The 23923-nt window shown below is 53.1% G+C and carries 17 protein-coding genes; 6 read left to right on the top strand and 11 right to left on the bottom strand.

Translation table 11 applies throughout. From position 1 onward, the window contains the following. Window positions 1–17 precede the first annotated feature (17 nt). Window positions 18–506 carry a DUF2846 domain-containing protein gene (locus tag Ga0123461_RS03375; RefSeq protein WP_100277038.1) on the top strand — a complete coding sequence of 163 codons (489 nt, stop codon included), beginning with the start codon at window positions 18–20 and terminating at the stop codon, window positions 504–506. 293 nt (window positions 507–799) lie between these two features. Here Ga0123461_RS03375 and Ga0123461_RS03370 read toward each other — a convergent pair whose 3' ends face one another. From Ga0123461_RS03370 to Ga0123461_RS03335, 8 genes are all read right to left on the bottom strand, one after another. After that, window positions 800–1168: a c-type cytochrome gene (locus Ga0123461_RS03370; protein WP_100277037.1), complete on the bottom strand. Its 369-nt coding sequence runs from the start codon at window positions 1166–1168 to the stop codon at window positions 800–802. A gap of 144 nt (window positions 1169–1312) precedes the next feature. Then, on the bottom strand, window positions 1313–3913 hold the full coding sequence (gene clpB / locus Ga0123461_RS03365; RefSeq protein ID WP_100277036.1) for an ATP-dependent chaperone ClpB: 2601 nt from the start codon (window positions 3911–3913) through the stop codon (window positions 1313–1315). 69 nt (window positions 3914–3982) lie between these two features. Then, window positions 3983–6634, bottom strand: a complete 2652-nt coding sequence (locus Ga0123461_RS03360) for an ABC transporter substrate-binding protein (RefSeq protein WP_100277035.1) — start codon at window positions 6632–6634, stop codon at window positions 3983–3985. A gap of 69 nt (window positions 6635–6703) precedes the next feature. Next, complete coding sequence (locus Ga0123461_RS03355; protein WP_100277034.1) at window positions 6704–7111, bottom strand: hypothetical protein; 408 nt, start codon at window positions 7109–7111, stop codon at window positions 6704–6706. Continuing rightward, entirely contained in the window at window positions 7108–8520 is a 1413-nt protein-coding gene (locus tag Ga0123461_RS03350; protein ID WP_100277033.1) for a sigma-54-dependent transcriptional regulator, read from the bottom strand. Before Ga0123461_RS03350 ends, Ga0123461_RS03355 begins: the two co-directional genes overlap by 4 nt. A gap of 33 nt (window positions 8521–8553) precedes the next feature. Beyond that, the gene (locus tag Ga0123461_RS03345) at window positions 8554–9906 is read right to left on the bottom strand and encodes an ATP-binding protein (protein WP_232710334.1); all 1353 of its coding nucleotides are present in this window, start codon (window positions 9904–9906) and stop codon (window positions 8554–8556) included. After that, entirely contained in the window at window positions 9893–10792 is a 900-nt protein-coding gene (gene dapA / locus Ga0123461_RS03340; protein ID WP_100277031.1) for a 4-hydroxy-tetrahydrodipicolinate synthase, read from the bottom strand. The genes Ga0123461_RS03345 and dapA overlap by 14 nt, the downstream gene beginning before the upstream one ends. A gap of 193 nt (window positions 10793–10985) precedes the next feature. Continuing rightward, window positions 10986–11801 (bottom strand): hypothetical protein, encoded by an 816-nt coding sequence (locus tag Ga0123461_RS03335; RefSeq protein ID WP_100277030.1) that lies wholly within the window; start codon window positions 11799–11801, stop codon window positions 10986–10988. A 205-nt stretch (window positions 11802–12006) separates the two neighbouring features. On the opposite strand from Ga0123461_RS03335, the gene efp reads away from it, so the two are divergent. After that, on the top strand, window positions 12007–12567 hold the full coding sequence (gene efp, locus Ga0123461_RS03330; protein WP_100278657.1) for an elongation factor P: 561 nt from the start codon (window positions 12007–12009) through the stop codon (window positions 12565–12567). A 54-nt stretch (window positions 12568–12621) separates the two neighbouring features. Here the strand turns inward: efp and Ga0123461_RS03325 are convergent, their stop codons facing one another. Further along, the gene (locus Ga0123461_RS03325) at window positions 12622–13089 is read right to left on the bottom strand and encodes a MarR family winged helix-turn-helix transcriptional regulator (RefSeq protein WP_157819207.1); all 468 of its coding nucleotides are present in this window, start codon (window positions 13087–13089) and stop codon (window positions 12622–12624) included. A 114-nt stretch (window positions 13090–13203) separates the two neighbouring features. On the opposite strand from Ga0123461_RS03325, the gene Ga0123461_RS03320 reads away from it, so the two are divergent. Together Ga0123461_RS03320 and Ga0123461_RS03315 are read left to right on the top strand one after the other, a co-directional pair. After that, window positions 13204–14691 carry a TolC family protein gene (locus Ga0123461_RS03320; RefSeq protein WP_100277028.1) on the top strand — a complete coding sequence of 496 codons (1488 nt, stop codon included), beginning with the start codon at window positions 13204–13206 and terminating at the stop codon, window positions 14689–14691. A gap of 3 nt (window positions 14692–14694) precedes the next feature. Then, on the top strand, window positions 14695–17790 hold the full coding sequence (locus tag Ga0123461_RS03315; protein WP_100277027.1) for an efflux RND transporter permease subunit: 3096 nt from the start codon (window positions 14695–14697) through the stop codon (window positions 17788–17790). 241 nt (window positions 17791–18031) lie between these two features. Here Ga0123461_RS03315 and Ga0123461_RS03310 read toward each other — a convergent pair whose 3' ends face one another. Beyond that, window positions 18032–19420: a cation:proton antiporter gene (locus Ga0123461_RS03310; RefSeq protein ID WP_100277026.1), complete on the bottom strand. Its 1389-nt coding sequence runs from the start codon at window positions 19418–19420 to the stop codon at window positions 18032–18034. Window positions 19421–19593: 173 nt separating this feature from the next. Between Ga0123461_RS03310 and Ga0123461_RS03305 the strand changes: the two genes are divergently transcribed. Further along, a complete protein-coding gene (locus Ga0123461_RS03305; RefSeq protein ID WP_232710332.1) occupies window positions 19594–20805 on the top strand; it encodes a 3-deoxy-D-manno-octulosonic acid transferase in 1212 nt (403 codons plus the stop codon). Then, a complete protein-coding gene (lpxK, locus tag Ga0123461_RS03300) occupies window positions 20802–21794 on the top strand; it encodes a tetraacyldisaccharide 4'-kinase (RefSeq protein ID WP_100277025.1) in 993 nt (330 codons plus the stop codon). Before Ga0123461_RS03305 ends, lpxK begins: the two co-directional genes overlap by 4 nt. 48 nt (window positions 21795–21842) lie before the next feature. Here lpxK and Ga0123461_RS03295 read toward each other — a convergent pair whose 3' ends face one another. Beyond that, entirely contained in the window at window positions 21843–23750 is a 1908-nt protein-coding gene (locus tag Ga0123461_RS03295) for a SurA N-terminal domain-containing protein (RefSeq protein WP_100277024.1), read from the bottom strand. Window positions 23751–23923: the final 173 nt, after the last annotated feature.

Below are 23923 nucleotides of genomic sequence, written 5' to 3'. Positions count from 1 at the left end.
GGAGGATATTGCGTAATATGAAAGGTGTTCGCTCCATATCCAGAGCCATTACCATCGGCCTCATCCTGTTGAGTGCAGGCTGCGTCTCACTCGGGGCGAAGTTTCAACCTGTAGAGCTGACTGATCAGAGCAAGGCACTGGTTGTCATTTACCGGCCAGCCGATCTCTGCAACCTGACCGACCCACTCTATTTCCTGGCGAACGGCGAAGATGTCGTCATTCTCGGTAACGGTGCCTACAGCTCCGTTCTTGCAAAACCCGGCCTGTATATCATCGAAGTCAAGAATATGCTGACCCGCTATACGCAATTCGACCAGGGAAAAGAGATTTTTGAGTTCGAGGCAGGACAAACCTACTACATCAAGTATCACCGCATCTGTAAACTGTTCGCCGCAGATATCAATTTTGTTGATGCGATTGAAAAAGAGGTTGCCCACAAAGAGTTGGGGAAGATGGGCTATGCAAAGCCGATCATTAAATCACTCTCAAATCCGAAAAGCTATTAATCCACAGCCCAATTCGTAAATAGCTGCTGCCTGTAATTTTGGCACAGTTTCGGCCTATACCTATCCATTCGGCATGAACTGGTCTATAATCGTATTGGCATAGGATTTGCTGGATAAAAACTACAGAAAGAAGTGCTTCTCCATACCTTCGGAAGCACGGACCGGGCGCCTTTCACTCCCCTCCCCCCTCAGAAAGGCGTCCGGTCTTTTTTTATTCCCGGCTTGATTCATCAACAGACACAAAAAAAGCGGCCCATGTTTCCATGGACCGCCTCAATCAGGTTTAAACCTTCTTACAGAGCTTTCAGCTCAGCAACAGCAGCCTTGGCATCATCACCACATACTTTCTGGTTAGGCATCTTGGACTTGCCGTGTGCAGCCTTGGCAACGTCTTTAGAACCACATACCCATGCTTCCAGAGCTGCGTCGTCCCATACTGCGCCAGCAGCGTTCTGGGCTTTCAGGTATGAACCATACTTGAAGCCTTCCAAAGAACCCTGAGTCTTGCCAGCAATGCCTTTCAGGCCTGGGCCAACTTTTTTGTCAGCAGAATCCAGTTTGTGACAAGCTTTACACTTGCCCAGAGCGCTTGCATCAGCAGTAGCTGCCATGCCGCCCATTACGAATGCAGCTGCAGCTGCGATCATTAGTGCTTTTTTCATGATAAATCCTCCTCTCGAATTTGGAGATGACTTGCTACGCATGCCGCCTCATGGTGTCAACCCTAAGCTTGACAAGAACGAAGGGCAGTGGAAAAGAATCCCCCTTAGGGGGGAACCCGTTTTTCTCTGGTTTACTTTTTAGTTCTAAGGCCTGTTTTTCACGGTTAATACGCCGCCATCCACATCAACCGTGATGCTGCCGCCGGGCAGCACCTCACCCGCGATCAGCAGCCGTGCCACTGGTGTCTCCAGGTGCTGCTGGATAAAGCGTTTCAGTGGCCGTGCGCCGTAGACGGGATCATAACCCTCACTGACCAGCCATGCTGTAGCAGCTTTTGTTACCTCAAGTGTAATCTGCTGGTCATGCAGGCGTGCCTGCAGTTCAGAAAGGAACAGCGCCACCACCTCGGCAATCGCTGCTTCGCTAAGCGGCTGAAAGAGGACCGTATCATCCACCCGGTTAAGAAACTCGGGGCGGAAGTGGCCACGCAGTGCTGCCATCACCTGCGCCCGGGCCGAATCACTGATCACACCATGGAGATCAATACCATCAAGCAGGTATTCCGACCCGATATTGCTGGTCATAATAATAATTGTATTCTGGAAATTGACGGTACGCCCGTGACTGTCGGTCAGTCGGCCGTCATCAAGCAGTTGCAACAGGATGTTGAACACATCCGGATGCGCCTTCTCCACTTCATCGAGTAGCAGTACGCAGTAGGGTTTGCGCCGTACCGCTTCGGTCAGCTGCCCGCCCTCTTCAAAACCGACATACCCCGGAGGCGCTCCGACCAGCCTTGAGACGGTATGCTTCTCCATATATTCGGACATGTCGATACGCACCATATTCTCCTCGGCATCAAACAGGGAGCGGGCAAGGGTGCGCGCAAGCTCGGTTTTACCGACACCGGTAGGGCCTAGGAAAAGAAACGATCCAATCGGGCGATGGCGATCACGGATGCCGGCGCGTGCACGCAGCACTGCATCAGCTACAGCCTTCACCGCCTCGTCCTGCCCGATCACCCGCTCATGCAGAACCGACTCGAGCTTGAGAAGTTTTTCGCGTTCACCTTCCAGCAGGCGCGTTACCGGAATGCCGGTCCAGCGCGCCACCACTTCGGCAATCTCCTCCTCGCTCACCTCCTCGCGCAGTATACTGCGATGAGCGCTGGCCTGCTGCTCCACTTCTGCCAGCTCCTTCTCCAGGTCAGGCAAGGTGCCGTAGCGCAGTGTAGCCACCTTCTCCAGCTCATACCTGCGCTCGGCAGCTTCGATCTCCAGTCGGGTTTTCTCGATCTTCTCACGCAATGACTGGACCAGACTGATCGCCCCCTTCTCCTTCTCCCACTGCGACCGCATCACATCGCGCCTATCCTGTAGATTGGCCAGCTCCTTGCGCAGGCTCTTCAATCGCTCCTGGCTTGAAGCATCCTTCTCTTTTTTGAGTGCCGTTTCCTCAATCTCTAGGCGCATTGTCTTGCGGGTGATCTCATCCAGCTCGGCCGGCATTGAGTCCATCTCGGTACGAATCGAAGCGCACGCCTCATCGACCAGATCAATCGCCTTATCGGGCAGGAAACGATCAGATATATAGCGATCGGAGAGGGTGGCCGCCGCCACCAGTGAAGCATCCGCGATGTGTACACCGTGATGAAGTTCGAATCGTTCGCGCAACCCCCTCAGGATTGAGATGGTATCCTCGACATTGGGAGCATCGACAATGATCGGCTGGAAACGCCGCTCAAGGGCTGCATCCTTTTCAATATAGCGGCGGTATTCATCCAGTGTGGTCGCACCTATACAGTGCAGCTCACCGCGCGCCAGCATCGGCTTGAGCATATTGCCAGCATCAGAACTACCCTCGGTTTTACCTGCACCAACAATCGTATGCAGCTCGTCGATAAAGAGCAGCGTACGCCCTTCCGACTCCTTGATCTCTTTGAGTACCGCCTTTAAGCGCTCCTCGAACTCACCACGGTATTTCGCACCGGCCATCAGCGCGGCCATATCGAGTGAGAAGAGGTTGCGATCCTTCAGCCCTTCCGGCACATCTCCGGAAACGATACGCTGAGCAAGCCCCTCGGCAATTGCAGTTTTACCGACGCCGGGTTCGCCGATCAGTACCGGGTTATTTTTGGTTTTGCGGGAAAGGATACGGATCACAGAACGAATCTCCGTATCACGGCCGATCACCGGATCAAGCTTGCCGCGCTTGGCCATCTCAACTAAGTCGACACCATATTTCTTCAGGGCTTCGTACTGTGATTCAGGAGCATCGCTGGTGACCCGCTGATGGCCACGCACCTTCTCCAGTGCCTGCATGAAAGCATCACGGGTAATGCCAACCTCCCTAAATGCCTTGCCAGCATCTGTTGCATCACCCTCTGCGATAAAAGCGAGCAGCAGATGTTCGACCGAGATATAATCATCCTGAAGCTGTTTCGCTTCACTCTCGGCATGGATAAAGAGCTGCTGAAGACGCGGGGTGATATAGAGGGTGTTGGCCTGCGTAGAACCAAGCGTCACCTTTGGCCGTTTTGAGAGCGACTTCTCAACCTTTGCTTTGATGACATCAATGGAGAGGCCACACTTCTCGATCAACCGTGGGGCCAGGCCATCAGCTTGCGCCAGCAGCTCAGCCAGCAGGTGTTCACCATCGACCTCCTGGTGCGACAGGCGGGTAGCCAGTGTCTGCGCTGATGCGATAGCCTCGCTTACTTTTTGCGTCATCCTGTTCATATCCATGAATCAACTCCTGCTCGTAACAGATCTTATCAATGGGTCTATGGGGTTTTAATGTGGAAAATCCAAGCCTCAGGAAGCCTTTGAGATCTCGCCAGATTCGATAACGGCCTGTAACAATGTATTTCGGGTATAGGGTTTCCTTACAAAGCCTGCCAGCCCCTGCTGGCTCAGGTCTGTAGCAGCCTGGGATTCCGAGAAGCCACTACTGAGAAGAACCGGAATCTCCGGTCGATACGCATGCATCAGGCGAAATGCCTGCTCCCCATCCATGATCGGCATGGTCAGATCAAGCAGTACCAAGCTAATCTCATCGGCATGCTTACGGAACAGGGCCAGCCCCTCCTTCCCATCAGCAGCACTGATCACAGACATCCCTTCCCGCTCCAGAATACGGGTGGCTACATCGCGTACCTGCGCCTCATCATCCACCAGCAATACAACACCGGATAAACCCTTTAGGGATTCGGGCTGGATGAGTGCTGTTTCAGCAGGTTTATAAACAGTGCTTTCAAGGGCTGGAAGGTAAATTGTAAAGCAGGAACCACGCCCCGGCTCACTATCAAGCGTCAGAGCACCGCCATGGCTGCGGACAATGCCGAGTAGAGCGGCCAGCCCAAGGCCGCTTCCGGTCTCCTTGGTGGTAAAGAAGGGGTCAAAAATCCGCTTCTGCGTGTGTCTGTCCATTCCACAGCCACTATCCCGCACTTCAATAAATACAAACGCCCCATCCTGCAGGTCATCGTTAAGATACATACGAGCGAAATCCGACTGGGTCAGGTTCACGCTACCTGTATGCAGACTGATGGTGCCGGGGCTACCACTCATGGATTCGGCGGCATTGGTCATCAGGTTCATAAGCATCTGGGTAAGCTGATTCTTATCACCGTTGATGTTTGCAAGCCCATCCTCCAGTTCCATCTCCAATTGAATTTTTTTGCCGATCACCGTACCGAGAAGATCTGAAACCTCAGCAATCAATGTGTTGAGGTTCTGCTCTCCCATCGCAAATCGCCCCTGCCCCGAATAGGCGAGCAACTGACGCACCAAATCAGCGCCCTTCCTCGAAGCCTTGAATATCTGCGCTAGGAAATGGCGCATCTCGCCATGCTCGGGCGCATCCAGCAAGGCTAGCTCGGCATTACCCATTACTGCCGCCAAAAGGTTGTTAAAATCATGCGCAATCCCCCCGGCCAGCACACCGATACTCTCCATCTTCTGCGCCTGCTGCAGCTGGCTCGTCAGCTCCTCGTTCTCCAGTTGTGCCTGCTTGCGCGCATTGATATCACGAAGATTCCCCTCTACGCCGATGACTTTTCGGTTCTCATCAAACACATACTGGGAGTTGGATTCTGTCCAGAAGGGAGTTCCATCCTTGTGCCTCAGGCAGAGCTCATAGTGTTCGACTTTTCCGCCACTTTCGGCAATAGCCTGCAGGTGCTTCTTACGTCCATCTTTTTCAAAATAAAGCCCCGTAGAATAATTCCCAACCAGCGACTCCCGATCATAGCCCAAGTGATTTTTAACAGAGGCTGATACCCAGAGCAACTTACCCTCGGTGTCGACGCGATAGTAGGTATCCTGCATTTGATCGAGGATATCCCTGTACTCGACTGAGAGCGCCTCCAGCTCCGCCGTACGACTTGAAATACCACGGAGCAGTTGCCGGTTGAATGCATAGAGGGTAAGAACTAGGGTGATAAGTAGCGCCATACCAATCCAATAACGATAGGGGTAGACATGGTGATCAAGAAGGTGCGCCAATGTTGGCTTGGGCTGGTAGATAAACATCTTCCACTCCACCTGACCCACGGGGTAACCCAACGCTTCAAATTCAGTGGCAATTCGCTGCCAGCGTTTCAAATTTGAAAGGCCAATCGGGATGACATTCGGAATCATCAGGTCGCCAATGACATCAGCCTCAAATTTCAGGTAATCACGCGACTTCTGCTGGCTGTCATATTTCGTCTTGATCAGTTCAATCATTTCATCGACATGATTCAGGGCATACTCCCATCCCTTGATCGTTGCGCGATGGAAAGCATCTGCGCGCTGCGGGTTCTCCTGCAGCTCCATTTCCGTTGTCAGCAGCGTATCGCCGTAAATATCTAGACCATAGTCCTGAGGCCTGAACATTCGATAGCCCACCCTGTTCTGCTTAAACTGATAAGCCTCATTACTGCTATAACCGGGCCATGCATCTACCTTGCCGGAAACAAGGTCTTCAGGAGTCCCATCTGGCCGGAGAACAAAATCCGCTTTGTTGATATCAAACTTTTTCAGTAGTGCAAAAGCCTCAAGCTCACGCCGTCCGTCTTGAAGCATAACAATCCGCTTGCCCCGCAACTCTTCAGGGGAGTTGATATCAGGACGCGTATAGATCACCTGCGCTGTGTGTTGAAAAACAGAGGCCAGAACAACGACTGGATTGCCCTCAGCCCTGTCTAGAAGGGCACTGGCATTACCGACGGCATATTGAGCATGCCCTTCCAGCAATTCCCTGACCGGATTCTTGTCAGGGCCACCCTCAATGAGTTCAACGCTCAGCCCTTCATCGGCATAATAGCCCTTCTCAATGGCCGCATAATAACCGGCAAACTGGAACTGGTGCTTCCATTTCAGGTGTAACCCGACAGTCTCAAGGTCATCCTCATGGGCAGAAACAGAAAACGCCCACCCCAGCGGCATCAACAAAAGAATAAAAAGTGTAAAAAATCGCCTCATGGCAAACAGATTAAAGCCTGCGAAGGCCGACGGCAAACGGCAATACAACTGCCCGGATTTCAAACCTGTTTAATGCTTGGGAAGTTCCACGACAAAGACGGCAACCTTGGCAACAGCCGCCGGATTAGAGTTGGCAATTTCAACAATCAGATCATCGCTACCACCGGGATTATTGAAACGGGCCTGAAACTCATGACCGCCAACCTTGTAGCTACGCTGCTGGTGCATCGTCTCCTCTTTATCCTCATGTACCCTGACAATCCGGAAGGTCAGGGGACCAACAGCATCGGAAACCATCGTCACCTCATAAAGTCCGGGACGGTTCGGCATATCGAAAAATTCGCGCGATTTCTGGAATGGCGGCACATTGGCATCACGATAATAGAGATAGTCTGCTTCAGCCGCGTCGATGGCACTGGCCTGCCCGAACACTGACAGTCCAATTCCTATCACCAGCAGGCCAAACAGCTTCCTCATAAACCCTCCTGAACCTCGATGTCATACTTATCGCAAAGGTAACGCATTTTGTCCTTGGCGCGATCACCAAAGCCGAGCCAGCGTCCTGCCCTAGCTTTAATGTGATGGTTTCGCTCCAGTGCCGCCTCAACAAGCTGGCGTTCAAATTCAGCCACGGCTTTCTCAGCACGAATGCCTGTCTCCGGCAGCTGCTGAAACCAGAGTTGCAACGGATCAACATCCCCGGGAACAAACTGCGGACCGACAAGTGAGGGTATCGATTCAACCAGATCTCCCTCTGCCAGAACCACGGCACGCTCGATCACGTTTTCCAGCTCCCGAACATTGCCCGGCCAGCTGTAGCGGGACATCTGCTCAAGTACATCATCGGAAAAACCATCCATGCGCTTGCCGCACATCGCCGCCTTGCGCAACAGGATCGCATCGGACAGCTCAGGCAGATCATCGATATGATCCCGAAGAGGCGGCACCACGACCTCCACCACATGGATGCGGTAGTAGAGGTCATCGCGAAACGAACCGTCCGCAACATTCCCCTCCAAATCCTCGCGTGTAGAGCAGATCAGGCGCACATCAGACCGTAGAATAGCCTCACCGCCAAGACGCGAAAACTCACCCGACTCCAGCACGCGAAGCAGTTTAGCCTGCACCGGCAGCGGCAGGCCTGCGACCTCATCAAGAAACAGCGTGCCGCCACTGGCTCTCTCAAACCAGCCCAGCTTACGCTTGCCCGCCCCAGAAAATGCCCCCATCTCATAGCCAAACAGCTCAGACTCCAGCATCTCCGCGCTCATTGCCGCACAGTTAATCGCGATAAACGGTTGTTCTGAACGATTGCTTGCAGCATGCAATTTACGGGCGACCAGCTCCTTTCCCGTGCCCGTTTCACCACGAACCAGAACCGTGGATGGAGCGGATGCCACCTGATCAATCAGCTGCCTTAACTGGCACATCACTTCGGATTGACCTAATATCTCCGTATTCACCTGACTCTGAAGTGCGCGTTCCATCTCCTGCTCGCGCATGACCTTCCAGCTTGTCTCCATACTTCGATCAATGGTGTTTTTCACTTCATCCGGATCAAATGGCTTGCCGAAAAAGTCTAAAGCTCCCATCTCCTGCGCCCGCACTGCAAATGCACGTTCATCATGGCCGGTAATCACCACCACCGGCGTATCCGGGCTTTCAGCCCTTAAGCGTTTGAGATAGCCCATGCCGATTTCCGGGTTGTCCGGCTCAGGGGGTAACGCCAGATCGAGCACCACCAGGTCTACCCTGTGGCCAGAGAGCATCTCATCCGCTCTTTCTAGGTCACCTGCCTCCAGAATCTGGTAGGACTCTTTCAGCAGCAGCTTCAGATTCAGACGATTGATATCGTTATCATCAACTACCAGTACCGTTTGCTTCATATCTGTCGCTCCCTTGTCACCTGACTCTTTTACTCATTCCACAAGCTGACTCTGCCACAGCGGCAGCTGTACGATGAAGGTGGAACCTTTGCCCGGCCCTTCGCTTTGTGCCGTAATGTTTCCGCCATGGGCTGTTACGATCCTGCGTGAGAGATAGAGCCCAACACCCAGTCCGTTGCTCTTACTGGTGGCAAAGAGCCTGAACAAACGGTTTTTCAGGAACTCCGGCGTCATACCGCAGCCCTGATCGCTCACCCGCACCTCAGCTACCTCTTCATTGGCGCTGTTTTTCACAACCCTGGTCTCAATGTGGATTTCACCCTGTCGCTGCATCGACTGCACAGCGTTATCATAGAGGTTCTCAAACACCCCCTGCAGCTGATCGCTGTCACCTGCCACTGCAGGCAGTATCTGATAGTCATCTGAAATCGTGATTGATTCGGGCCAGAGGCGATCGCGAACACTCCGCTTAAGCATCTCAACAAGATCAACCGGTTTTATGGTCAGCTCAACCGGCGCATTGGGATCATTCATGCGTTGCATCAGCGTCTGCATCCTCCCTGTCACCTTGCGGATCGCAGTCAACATCCGCACCACATCCTCCTCATCCAGTTTGCCCGATCCCAGATGATGGGCTAGGAATGAGAGATCGTGCAGACGGTTCTTCAGATCATGGGAGTGCAGCTGTTTGGTAACGCGCGAGAGCGAATCGAGCCTTGCCGCCTCCGCCTGCTGATGGGTCAGGCGTGCATGCTCCAGGCTCATGGCTGCAAACCTCGCCAGACTCTTAAGGCTGGCTCGCTCTTCACTGTCCATCGGCCAGCTATCCAGCCTCGGCCCGAGCCAGAGATAGGCATCGCCCGTGGCATCTGGCAGTTCCAGACAGAGGTCATATGCCTCATGCACACCCTCGTCAGGATATGCATCAATCATCGGTGCATTGGCGGGAAAAGCGTACCACTCACCATCCGGCCTATTGCGCTCATCGAGTGCCACATAGCGGCGGTGGCTCACCTTGCAGATTCGCTCCAGCAGCGCTGTTTCAATATCCTGAAGCGGCATCTGCGCAAGATCCCCTGCCCCCAGCTGGCGAATGGCAGCCAGCGTATCGAGTTGATGGCGGAAAAAGAGGTGATCAAGGGCGCGCTGCATCGACTGCACCAATGGCGCAAAGCCGAAGGCGGCGGAGACAGCTGCAATCACCATCGCCCAGACCGATACCGGCTGCCCCGTAAGCAGATAAACGGCAGACTCTGCCAGCATCAGCACCAGCACGAAGACAGCAATCGCCGCTAGTGTGGCACCAAAATAGGCGAATGAGTGCACCAGCCGCCTGAAGCTGAAGATCAGGCGCAGACGTGACATTGAGGCCTCAGCTTTCTGCAAGCTCCAACCGTTCGCCTTCGAATTCAAAGGAATCCATGGTTTGGCGCAAGCCATTCAGCAACTCACCATCCAGTGGCAACAACGGCAAACGCAGTTCATTGCTCATCCAGCCAAGGGCAGCACATGCAGCCTTCACCGGAATCGGATTGGACTGAACAAAGAGCATCCTGTTCAACTCGCGCATGGCAAACTGTGCCCGGTGAGCATTTTCAAGATCACCGCGGCGCATTGCACCGGTCAGCGCCAGCATGGTTTTCGGCACGATATTGGAAACCACGGAAATGACGCCCTGTCCACCCATCGCCATAAACGGTAGCACCGAAGCATCATCACCTGAGTAAAATTCAATACGTCCATCACAGGCGGCCATGGTGTGGGCCAACTGTTCCATGTTTGCCGTGGCATCCTTGATGCCAATGATATTAGTAACATGGGAGAGCCTACCCACCGTCTCAGGCTCGATATTGGAGTTGGTACGCCCAGGTACATTGTAGATCACTTGTGGCAGGTGCACAGCATCGGCAACCGCCTTGTAGTGGCGATAGATGCCCTCCTGCGTCGGCTTGTTGTAATAGGGTGAAATCAACAATGCTGCATCTGCACCGATCGCCTTGGCATCTGCCGTAAGCTCAATCGATTCAGCGGTATTATTACTTCCTGTCCCTGCGATCACCGGCACACGGCCAGCCACCTGATCTACGGCAATACGGATGACCTGCTTGTGCTCTTCAAAGGAGAGAGTTGCTGCCTCTCCGGTGGTACCCACCGGAATCACACCGTTAATGCCGGATTCGACCTGCCGCTCCAGATGCTTACGAAAAGCCTCTTCATCAATCTTTCCGTTCGAGAATGGTGTGACCAGTGCGGTCATCGTACCATGGAACATGCCTGCCTCCGAAATATGACACCTTAAAGAACGCGCTGCGCACCTTTGGCAGATGTCATCTGAATCTGCCTGAACTATAACCGCTCCATCTGTTGGAGAAAGGAGATATATTCACACCATACGAATGAGTCTCATATTAAGCATGATTAAACTTTTTTGCTCAGGTGGCTTATCTGTAGACTGAGTGCCCCCCCTAGGAGCGTTTATCCAGCCCCTGATACTCCTCTACCTCAACATAGACAGAGCCCGGATAAACCGGACCAATATCAACAATCACCCAATCATCGCCACGTTTTCCCAACTCGATATCGAAGACATCACCCTCTTCAATCATATCGAGAATCACCTGCGGCAGCGCAACCGGACCAATCTTCTCCTGCATATTGTCAAAATCAAATAGAATCGAATGACTATCGATGGTAACAACGCGACCATGTCCCTCTACAAAACGGGAAAACCGTTTGCCGCGCAGACGCGGCGAAATACCGCCGCCGCAACGGACAAAGTGGAACAGTACCCGTGAAAGGCGCGCCACCCGCACAGCATCCGGCGTCACCTCGGCCAGGATCTCGACAAAACCCATATACTCCTCATCCTTGAGCCAGCCCCGATCATGCACAAAGTTGACCCATGCCAGCAGGACATCGGCATAAGCCTGAATCAGTTCGGCATTGCTGGACTCGCGCACCGCGAACCAGCCAAGGAAATCGCGCAGATGCTCGGGATCAAGCGCATCCACGGGCAAGGGGCCAAGATCACCGGATGGCTCAACATCGCCCTCCAAAAGGTCGGACATATGCTGCTCCAGCCCGTCCTCCCATTCGGCAAAATCGCCCTCATCAGCCAGCTCCATATCCTGAAACAGGTCGGAGTAGTGGATAAGATACTGTGCCAGCATCTCCATACACTGCTCCTCGGACGAGTTCACGGAAGATTCTGAAGAGAAGCTTGCTGTGCTGCTCTGGATAAAATCATCCATCGCTTCCTGAAGTTTATAGCTGGAACTCATGCACTCCCCCATAAAAGGAGATTCAGGCAGAGGTTTTGACGGATATTTTGGCAGAAAAACATGATTGCTCCCTGAGTTGGCCGGAAGCGGCCGAAGTCGAATTGTTGCCCGAAATGATACAAATAGCTATCGTCCCGGGCCATTTCAGAAGAGAGTTTCACTCTGGCTGTTCTATTTGCAGCCGATGAATAGCGAGGAACAACCCATGCAAATCAATGTAACCAGCGTACGCGTCGGAAATATTCTCGAGGTCGACGGCGGCCTGTGGCGCGTCATAAAAACGAATCATGTTACACCAGGTAAAGGTGTGGCCTGCATGCAGCTGGAGATGCGCAACATCGAAACAGGCAATAAAACCAACAAACGTTTCAACTCTACCGAACGCGTAGAGCGTGTTGTCCTCTCCCAGCGCGATATGCAGTACCTCTATGCCGATGCCGATGATTACCACTTCATGGACATGGAAACCTACGAGCAGATCACACTGAGTGCGGAGATGCTGGAGAATGCACTTCCCTACCTGCTGCCCGAGATGATGGTTCAGGTTGAGTTCCATGAAGAACGTCCACTGAACGTAAAGCTACCTCAGACTGTGATACTGGAAGTAGTGGAGTGTGACGCCTCGATCAAGGGTCAGACCGCAACCAGCTCCTACAAGCCGGGCCGTCTGGAGACAGGTGCTGCGATTATGGTTCCGCCCTATCTGGAATCAGGTACACGCGTGAAAGTGAATACTGAAAACGGTGAATACGTCGAACGCGCCTGAGCGATCGATTCAACGCATCATTAAAACGCGGCCCTGCACAGGGTCGCGTTTTTTTTATTCGGGTGAAATACCCCTGACGTTATTAAGCATGCGCGTTAACACATCATGGGTGAGTAGAAACTCCTCCTCACTGATGTCGCTATAGGCCTGACTGAGAACCTCGACAAGCTTTGGATATAGTTTTTCAGCTGCCTGCATGCCCCTCCCTGTCAGGCAGACGCGCACGACGCGGCGGTCTTTCTCATCGACAGAGCGCACAACCAGATCTTTACTGCTCAGGCTATTGAGCAAACGGGTAATAACCGCCTTATCCTTAGCCAGCATATCAGCCAGCTGCTTCTGGGTGAGGCCCATCTCGCTGCCGGACTGATGCACCATCATCACCACACCGAGCTCATCTGCTGTAATAGGATACCCGCTGCTGGCACACTGCTCAGCCAGCGTCTGGCGCAAGGCGTACATCAGGTGATGCACCAGATAACCCAGTCCATCCTCAAATCGTTTTGGCATGACAGTACTCATGGCTGAACCATAAACAAAAAAGGTTGATGTTGCCAATAATTGACATCGTCAATATTATGCGAATCATTCATCTTTCACGCGTTAGGTGCGATTTTTGTTTGCGGAAGGAGCCCCATGAATCCATCGTTCAACCGTATTATCGTCACCACTCTACTGCTTTCCGCATGGGCCATGCCTGCAGCTGCGGAAGAGATGGATCTGAAAACGGCCATTGAAAGAGTCATTAGCAGCCACCCTGATCTGGACGTTAGCCTTATTGACCGGCAAATCGCCCAGACTGACAGCCGACGTGTTGAAGGCATGCTAGATCCGGTAGTCACTGCCCGCATCGGAGCCAGTGAAGAGACCGTACCAACCTCCAGTAGTTTTCAGCCCTCTGAAACAAGGCTCGGTCAGTTATCCGCCAGTATCGCCAAACCGTTAGCCAGCGGTGGAACCCTTGGCGCCAACTTCAATTACATTCGCACCAGTCAGGCCTACCCCCCCTCGCCACTGGCTGCCCAGCTTTCAAGCTTCAATCCCGCCTATCGCAATCAGATCAACCTGAACTATCGCCATCCCTTACTCAAAGGCAGTGATCGCCCCGATTACAGCCAGTCGCTGATTGCCAGCGAGGCAGGTGTGCGTGCTGCTAATATGCAGCAGCTGGTGACCGCACGCATACTGGCACTTAAGGCGACTAACGCCTGGTTCCAGCTGGCATCAGATGACATCAATATCCGTATTGCCGATCAGGCCGTGCAACGGGCAAACGAGCTGCTTAATTACCAACAGGTGCGGGAAAAGTTCGGGTTGATTGAAACTGCCGACCGCTTGCAGGCCGAAGCGCTTCTTGCAGGACGCAAAACCGACCTGCAGCGCGCCAGGGCACGCAGGGCTTCAAGCCTGAACAACCTGAATATGCTGATGCGGCGCGCACCGGAATCAGCAATTGATATTCGTATCGAAGCCACTGATGAGCGTACTGCCCCTGAAATGCACACGGCAATGGCGATTGCCGAGCAGAAGCGGGCAGAGTTGAAGCTTCTGAAAGCCCAGATGGATGCTGCCGAGGCGCAGCTCATGATCGCCCGTGACGGTGATAATATGAAACTTAATCTGGTTGCTGAAGTAGGGACTAGGGCACTTGATACCAGTGCCGCAGGCGCTGCAGCTGGAGGCTTAAGCGCTAACGATCACTACGCCTCACTCTCAGTTGAGCTCAGTGAGGTTCTGGGGCGCAACTCAGCACGGGCAACCATGGCAAAGGCAGAGCTGCAGCGTCAGCGCGTGAATGCCCAGCTCAGAAGCACAATGGAGCAGATAAGAAGTGACCTTGCCACGGCCATCACTGCACTGCGCAATGGCAAACCCACACTGTTGGCGGCTCGCAAGCAGTCTGAAGCGGAAAAGAGAAAATTTAGAGCTGAAATGAAACGATATCGCGAGGGCCGCTCCGATACGGCCACGCTGGTACAGTTCGAAGGTGAGCTGGCAAGAGCTGAGCTCAATGCCGATCTGCAGGCACTCACACTGCAACTAGCATCCAGACAGCTACTCTGGGCGCAAGGCAATCTTCTCGAATCACTGCATATCGACATCGCAAACAGCCATGGACAATAACTCATGAAAAGCCTCATCGCCTATTTCGTTAAACGCGGAGTAGTAGTCAACCTCATCTCCACGATCCTGCTGCTGGGAGGCATCTATGCTGCCACACAGATGCAGCGCGAGGCATTCCCGAGCATCAACTTTGATGTGATAGCTGTATCCGGTGCTTATCCCGGAGCTGCTCCGCGTGAAGTGGAACGACTCATGGTGGCTCCGATTGAGCAGGAGTTAAAAGGCATTGATGGCATCAATGTGATCCGCTCCACGGCCTATTCAGGAACCATGCAGATTACCATTGAGGTGGACCCCAATTTTGAAGACCGCGCAAGACTGGTCTCTGATATTCAGCAGGCGATTAATCGCGCCGATCTGCCTGTCGATCTGCCTGCCGACCCGATCATTATGGAGGTAAAATCGGAGCAGACACCAGTGCTTACCTTCTCCATCTTCGGTAACTTCAAGGAGCTGGAACTCAAACATCTGAGTGGCCAAATCGAAGATGATGTGCGTGATATCAACGGCGTTGCCAATGTTTTTGTACAGGGTGACCGCAAGGAGGAGATTCGCATCGTTCCTCATCCAGAGAAGATGCGCGATAGCCGAATCTCCATTAACGACATTATTGCGCTGGTCAAAGGATGGAATATCAATGCACCTGGTGGACGCCTGAAAGCCACAGATGGTCAGAGCATCATCCGCATTACGGGTGAATTTGTATCTGCTGAAGATGCTGGCAATCTGGTACTGCGTGCCAATGAACGTGGGCAGGCGCTATATCTGAAGGATGTCGCTGAAGTAACGCAAACCCTGCAGCGCCCTTACCGTTACGTTGCTGCGCGTGGTGATCCGGCCATCACCATGATCGTGATCAAAAAAGGCGATGCCGATATCATCACGCTTGTCGATAAAGTGCGCGCCTACCTCGACACGGTTCCGGAAAAGTATGGTGAAGAGGTTCATGTCAGCACCTACAATGACTTCTCCACCATCACGCGCCTGAGGCTCGGTGTACTGACCAGTAACGGCACGATCGGCCTGATACTGGTACTGGCGATGCTGATGCTTTTCCTTCGTCCTGCTGTGGCACTGACTACGGCCTGGGGACTACCGATCATCTTCTTTGCCGGTATCGGCGTACTCTATTTTATGGGCATCACCCTCAACTTGCTGGTGATGTTCGGCTTTATTATGGTGCTCGGCCTGATGGTCGATGATGCGATCATCATTGGCGAAAATACCACCTACCATATGGAGCGTGGCCTCTCACCTGAACAGGCTGCCATTGAAGGCACCTATGAGCTAATCGGACCGGTTACCGCCACGGTATTGACCACCATCGTGGCATTTATGCCACTGCTGTTTATGGATGGCATTATCGGTAAGTTTATTGCCAATATTCCTCTGGTGGTTGTGATTCTGCTCGCCTTCTCATGGTTTGAAGCGATCTTTATCCTTCCCAATCATATCCGCGATGTTGCCAACGCCAATAAACACCCGAAAGAGCGGCCTCTGTTTATCTGGATCACCCGCATTTATACTTGGATGCTGCATAAAGCGGTTAAGCTGCGTTACCTGACCATTCTACTGACCATTGCCGGCCTGCTCGGTAGTTTCGCACTGGCCAGCACTATGAAATTTCAACTCTTTCCGTCCGGGGCAGAGACAACATTTTATCTGCGTGTCGCCATGCCTACCGGTACAACCCTGGAGGAGATGCGCGATGAGCTGATTAAGCTGGATGTTGAAGTGCGCAAACGCATTGATCCAACCCTGCTTGAAACCACCACCATGATTGCCGGAGAGAACAGTGCGGATCAGCGCGAGGCTCTGAAGCAGATCGGCGACCGCTTTGGTTTTGAGCGTATTATTCTGATTCCATTTACCGAACGTGATGTCAAAGCCTACGATGTCATGTCTGTGCTGGAGAAGGAGATTCCACCGCTATTCCCGAAAATGGATATCAGTTTTGCCATGCAAAAACCGGGGCCACCCGTTGGCCGTGCCCTGCAAGTTGAACTGACCGGTGGTGATGAGCCCACCATGACCCGTGTGGCGGAACGCTTGATTGGCATGCTTGAATCGATCCATGGTGTTTATGCCGTGGAGAGTGATCTGGAGCCGGGCGATCCTGAAATCCGCATTGTCATGGATCGTAAACTGGCAGCCTATGCCGGTGTGAATCTGGCGACAGCTGGCACGCACATCCGTGCTGCATTCGATGGTCTGCGTGTCTCTACCATTAAACGTGGCAAAGAGGAGATCGATGTCACCATCCGCTATCCTGAAGAGGCACAACGAGATATCGATACTCTGATGAATCTGGAGATCCCCAATCAGCGAGGTGGCCTGATTCCACTTCACCACATCGCCCATCTGGAGAGCAAACCCGGTACCAGCAGCATCCGACATAAAGATGCACGTCGTGTGATTAACGTATCAGCTGAGGTTGATCAGAAGAATATGACCTCTAAAGAGCTCAATACCATTGTCACTCAGCGCAGGGCTGAATGGATGGGTGAAGATGCCGACATGGTCAAAGTGAACCTTGGTGGTGAAGAGGAGAAAACGCAGGAGTCGGTGCGCGGGCTGATCTTCAGTTTTGTATTCGCCCTGCTTGGTATCTTCGCCATTCTGGCTGTGCAGTTTAACCGTGTCGGTTATCCCATCCTCGTTATGCTGGCGATACCCTTTGGCATTATCGGTATTGTCATCGGCTTCTTCCTGCACGGCGCTCCCCTCTCATTCATGGCAATGATGGGTTTTGTTGCCCTCACCGGCGTGGTGGTCAACTCATCGCTGGTCATGGCTGTCTTTATCCAGCGTCAGATCATTGATGGTGTACCATGGCGCGATGCAATCCTGGAGAGTGGAAAACGCCGTCTTCGCGCCGTTCTTCTGACCGCCATCACCACCGTTGTTGGATTGTTACCCACTGCTTACGGCTGGGGAGGTCATGATCCGTTTGTTGCCCCAATGGCACTGGCTCTATCATGGGGATTGATGTTCTCCACCGTGATCACGCTCTTCTCTGTACCTGCAGCACTGGGTATTGCACTGGATATCAAACATAGAATGCAGAAACTGCTGGGAAGAAGGGTCACTGTTAACTGATACACGGAGATAGTGAGCGACCACAGACAGGGAATACCTGACTTTTTTGCTTGTGTATTATAAATGTTTTTTAATGCCGGATTCACTGGCTCCTCATTGCACTTTCCTAAAGTCGTGCCTGTCTGGTGTCACCCTCCTCCCCTCCCTCCCCGACATCAGACACCCTTTATAGAAAAGGCCCCGCTGCAGCGGGGCCTTTTTTCGTTTCAACAAGGATATGGGAAGCAGAGGTAGAATCTTCTTAGTGGTGACCACCCTCCTCTTCCAATTCACGGGCAAACACCGTCCTATTCTTACCGATAATCGCGATCAGGACAGATGAGTAGATGAAGGTGGAGAGCATGATCACACCGACCACAATCGCTTTGAACATCTCAAGGTGTTCAAATGTGGAGGGGATCATCATCAGCATGACCACGGATAGCCCCCCCTTGATACCGGCAAAGGTTAGTACGCCCCACCAACGGAAATTCACATTGGCCATCTTCTCCGTCCGGTTGGTGATGAAGGCAAACTTGGCCATCATGGCTGCGCGAATCAGCGTTGTAGCCAGGAACATTACAATGATCTCAGTCTTGAACCTCCATAGCAGCTCCATATCGATAATCTCAGCCATCGCCACAAAGAGCATGGTATTGGCGACAATGGCCAGCAACTGGACATCCTCTTTAGTACGCAGATGGCGGTCGCGTTCTTCGACGGTAGCTTTAATCTTCTCAACCAGTGCATGAATAATGTTTCGTGAGGTGGAGTGGGCTGCTGATTCACGATCCAGCTCCGCCGCCTCCTTCTCAAGGCGCTTCTCGCCATCCACCACGGCTCTGGAGAGCACGTGGTGCACCGTCACTGTAGCGATAATACAAGCCAGAATACCTGAGAGATGCATATGCGAATGGCCGCCGAAAAGGTTGAGAATCACATAAAAGTGTTCGGATATTTCGAATGCACCGTAACCGGTCAGGATCAACACCAGTAGTTCGGCAATGCGATTGTCAGTTGTTTTCATTGCCATCAGGCCAATGTATCCGACCAGAACGCCAAGCAGCGCCGAACCAAGTACCACGACAAGGCTTGTCTGCACCACATAGGCGAAGGTGATCTCACCACCATCCAGCGCATAGAGGCCAACAAACACAAATACGATCAGGGCCGTTGCATCGTTAAACAGGCTCTCGCCCTCACAGAGGATTTTAAGCCGGTGCGGCAGGTCGAAGTTGGAAAAGATACTGACCACAGAAACAGGGTCGGTCGCCAGAACCATGGCAAAAAGCATGATGATCGCAGCAACTGAAAGGTTGTACTGCCCGAACAAGGCATCGCCGATCAGCAGTGCTGTGACAACGGAAAGGGTAACGGCCACCACGGCCAGATAGAAAAGGCTTATACCGTGCTCTTTGAGGTCAGAAACCTTCAGCTCCAGTGAATCGCCGATCAACAGGATCGGTAACAGCAAAATCACCAGTGCCGCAAAATGTTCTGGATCACCGGTCAGCATAAAGAGGTCACCGAATGCGAGATGGAAGCCGAAACTCAGTGCAATCAATCCGACCGGAGAGGGAACACCCACCTTGTCCTCCAGCTGCAGCGCAAGATAGAGAATGGCGGCGATCGATAGTACGGTAATAATCATATTCGGGTCCCTCTGGTTTCTGCTCAAAACAATCTGATTTTTCACGGCATTCTTAACATGAACCGGTCTGAAAACCAGACCACCCTACCCATTTTTTCCTCTACGGCTTCTTATCTGCGAATAGTCAGAGTAAAAAGCGTGCTTAGGCGACGCGTTCCTGTTCGAATACGCCTATGAGTGCATCATCAGGAGATTCGGGCGCCATCATTAAGTGGAAGCAGCATTTGATGCTGCAGCCCCCTGCGGCCCGCGCAGGCTGTATCTGGGTGCACGCCTGTTCAGTCGGCGAGGTAGGTTCGGTTGCGCCGCTGATCAAGGCCATTCTCGACCACGGAGATGAGGTCCACCTGACGGTGGTAACCGCCACAGGTTTCGCCCATGCCCACCGGCTGCTTGGGGAGCGCATTACTATCTCCTACCTTCCGTGGGATGTTCCGACCATCTTCTCCCGCTTTGTCCGCACATTGAAACCTGCCCTTCTGCTGCTGGCCGAAACCGAATTCTGGCCCGGCATGTTCGCCGCCTGTCGCAAACAGGGTGTGCCCGTGGTCGGCATCAACACACGCATATCTGACCGCTCGTTCCCCCGTTACCATGCCAGTCGGGCTATCTGGAAGCGCGTTCTTAAACCCGTATCCCTCTTTCTGGCCCAGAGTGAGGTCGACGCATCTCGGCTGATTGCGATGGGTGTGGCCAGCGACAAGGTTCGCGTTGCAGGCAACCTTAAGTACGCCATCACTCCTCCGGAGGTCGATGCATCCGCGCTTCGCGAGCAACTCGATCCCAGCGGCAGTCGCCCGATTCTGCTGGTCGCCAGCACACATGAAAAAGAGGATGAAAAGATCCTCGATATGTGGCCCGTCTGGCACGCCTGTTGCCCTGATCTTCTGACCGTGATTGTGCCACGCCATCCGCAACGTTTTGAGCAGGTGGCTACCATGATCAGCGGGCGCGGACTCAAACTAACCCGTTGGTCAGCACTGCAGAGCAGTACCCAACCTGATGTTGTACTGATTGATGCCATGGGTGTTCTGGGCAAGCTCTATACGGTTGCCGATCTGGTAATCATTGCCGGCAGCCTTGCCAATATCGGTGGCCATAATCCATTGGAGGCGGCCATCTGCGGCCGCGGAGCGGTCACCGGCCCCTATGTCCAGAACTTTCGTGAAATCATGGAGGAGATGCAGTCTGAACACGCAGCCATCGTGGCTGCTGATGAGCGAGAGCTTGAGCAGGCCATCTCACGCCTGCTGGCCCATCCGGATGAGTTACAACAGCTCAATGCCAGCGCAGTACTCTTTATCCGGGATAAGGGGGCGGTCCTGGAGCGCATGATGCATGAGATCAAGCCCTGGCTGTCCAGCACCGTGAAAACAAGCGCATGAGCGGGCTACACAGCCGTATAGAGGGCATCTGGTGGTCAAGGTCTGAACCACCTCTGCTGCTTCGGCTCCTTGAGCCACTCTATCACTGCATCAGCAGCCGTAACCTCAATCGCCGCGCCAGACAAACTGTCGAGCCGCCACTGCCACTGATTTCAGTCGGTAATATTACAGCTGGCGGCAGCGGTAAAACGCCATTTGTGATCTGGCTGGCGCATGCCCTGAAAGCTGAAGGTTATTCGCCGGTCATTCTCTGTCGCGGCGATGGTGGAAAAAATGCTATGCCAACACTCATCGACAAGCAGGCTGACCCAGCCGTGGTCGGCGATGAGGCACGCCTGCTTGCCGATCTATCCGGATGCCCTGTGATCGCAGCAAAAGATCGCATTGCAGGCAGCCAGATGGCTAAAGGCATGGGTGATATCATTATACTCGACGATGGTTTCCAGTATCGCCATCTCAAGCGCAGCTGTGACATTGTTCTTGTGCCCGGCGAAGGCGTTGGCAATGGTCACCTGATCCCAGCAGGGCCGCTACGCGAGCCGATCGAGGCACTTGTGCGGGCCGATATTGTCATACGCACAGGAGATGCAGCGGAACTGGAGCAACCGTCTCCGCTGAGCACAGGAGGCGAATGGCACTGGCAGAGTAAAGCCACGGAATTGATTGATCTGATGAACAGCGGTGCCGAGCTTCCCTCATCAGTTTATGCGGTCACAGCGATAGCACGGCCGCAGCGTTTTTTCGACAGCCTCACGACAAGTGGATTTGAACTCTCTGGAACAAAATCGTTTCCGGATCATCACTGTTTCAGCCAGCAGGAGGTTGATGCAATGCTGCATCAACCGAATGTTGCAGTGACCGGCAAAGATGCCGTCAAACTTGCACCGAACTGGCCTAAAGGGAGACCGCTCTGGCTGTTGAAGTTAGAAGGAATTGGCCCGCCCGGCCTCATTAAAGCGATACTCAAGAACCTTAAAATCAGGCCATAAAAAAACCGCCACAAGGGCGGTTTTTTTTATGCTCATTTTCAGGGAAGCTTAATAACGCTCAAGCACCTTCTCATCCACGGCGATCTCGTAGCGGTCGCGAAGCGATGCCATCCAGCGAGAGAAACGCGCCTGACCCTTAGCCTGCTTCACAGCCTTGGAAATGGCTTCACGCTGTGCCTCAAGGTCCTTCTCATCCGGTGCAATCACCTTATCCACACGCACCACGGCCATGCCCTGAGGTACACTCATGCTCCGCGCCACCCAGTCGCCGGAGCTCACACGGAATGCCTGCCCTACCACCTCACCGGTCAGCCAGCCTGCTTCATCGCCTTCACCATTACTGCGAACAGGCTTGGAGATAAACTTAGCCTGGCCATACTGCTGCGCCAGATCATCCAGTGATTTGTCGCTATGGCTACGGATCTCATCTGCCATTGTAACAGCCTGCTTGCGGGCCTCATCACGTCGGGCATCTTCATAAGCGCTGGCAGCCACCTCGGCAAAGTCCCGCACCTCAGGTTCAATGCGTTCCAGCACCTCAAATGCAACATATCGTCCCTTACCGGCATCGTGAATCTCAACTGCCTGGCCCGGCATGGATGAAAACACCTTGGCGCGCAGTTCGGAGTCGTAGAGCAGTGGCTGGGCAAGCGCCTCATCCATGCTCACCGGTTCAATGGTCGTCACCTTTAGGTTCAGCGAATCAGCAGCAGCCTTAAGTGAATCTTCCATACCCAGTGCATTGTCGAGGTCCTGGGAGAGTTTGTAGGTCTCATCCATCACACGCGCCTGAATCAGCTCGAAACGCAGTGTCTCTTTCACTTCATCAAAGGCCCTAGTGGAAGCAGGACGTACATCGTCCAGCTGGATCAGGTGATAGCCAAGTTCACTCTCCACGATCTCGCTGACATCACCTTTATTAAGCGAAAATACAGACTCTTCAAATGGTGCAATCATGACGCCCTGTTTGAACCAGCCTAGGTCACCGCCCTTTTTCGCGGTTACGTCATCAGAGACATCCTCTGCCACAGCGGTAAACGCCTCGCCAGCCTTGATGCGTGCCAGTGCCTTCTCAATCTTCTCACGAGCTGCTAAACGCACTGCTTCTGAGGCATCAGCAGCCACCTTTGCCAGAATGTGATGTGCCTTGCGGTTCTCCGGCTCGGTGTAGCTCTCTTTGCGCTCATCATAGGCTTTCTGAAGATCCGCATCGTCCACTGTAATGTCAGCAGCCACCTCAGTCGGATTAATCTCCACAGCATTGAGCTTGATACGCACAGGCGACATGTAGCGCTCTTTATGCGCTTCGTACCATGCCTTGGCAGCAGGCTCTTCCACCTTCACAGATTTCAGCAGGCTGTCGGGATCAACAACAATGGCGGAGAGCACACGCTGCTCGTTCTGGCTGTTAAAGGCATCGCGAATATCGGACTCCGATACCTGAGCCGAATCGGAAACTGCCCTCTGCAACGCATCAATCATGATGTTGATCCGCATTTCATTTTCATAATCCTGAGCGGAGCCAAAGCCCATGTTACGCGTAAGAATCTGGTAGCGTTGCGGATCGAAACTTCCAGCAGACTGGAATGAAGGATCGGTCTGAATGGTTGCCAGTACAATCGCGGCCGGAGCGGCAAGTCCGAGCTTGCCAGCGGCATCGATCATAATCCTGCGATTGATCATGGTCTGGATTGTTGTCTCTTTCAGGTTCAGTGAGTCGGCCAGCTCTTTTGAGAACTGCTTGCCCAGCATGCGGCGATAGGCTTCAACCTGGCGATTATAGGCAATATGGAATTCGTTTTGTCCGATCGGCTTGTCGTTCACAGTCGCAACAGGCTCATTCTGGCCACCTGTGAAGTAGTCGCCAACACCCCAGAGTACAAACGACAGAGCGATACCGCCGAGTATGACTTTAGCTATCCAGCCTTGCGCGTGATTACGCATCGATTCGAGCATGATAAACCCCGGTTCAAAAGTTAGAAGAAACAACAACCAGCAAAAACTATTGTTCCCCTGTAAAAATAAGGATTCGGGACGCTACCGAAGCAAGCTTTTTAGAGCAATGGGTGTTGCTTTAAAAAGCGCGACAGTACAAATCAACCAGAGCAATGGGGTTGCTCTAAATTACG

The organism is Mariprofundus aestuarium, from assembly GCF_002795805.1.
GTDB lineage: Bacteria > Pseudomonadota > Zetaproteobacteria > Mariprofundales > Mariprofundaceae > Mariprofundus > Mariprofundus aestuarium.
Note: the sequence above shows the minus strand (reverse complement) of the source record. Positions and strands in the feature narration are given on the sequence as shown.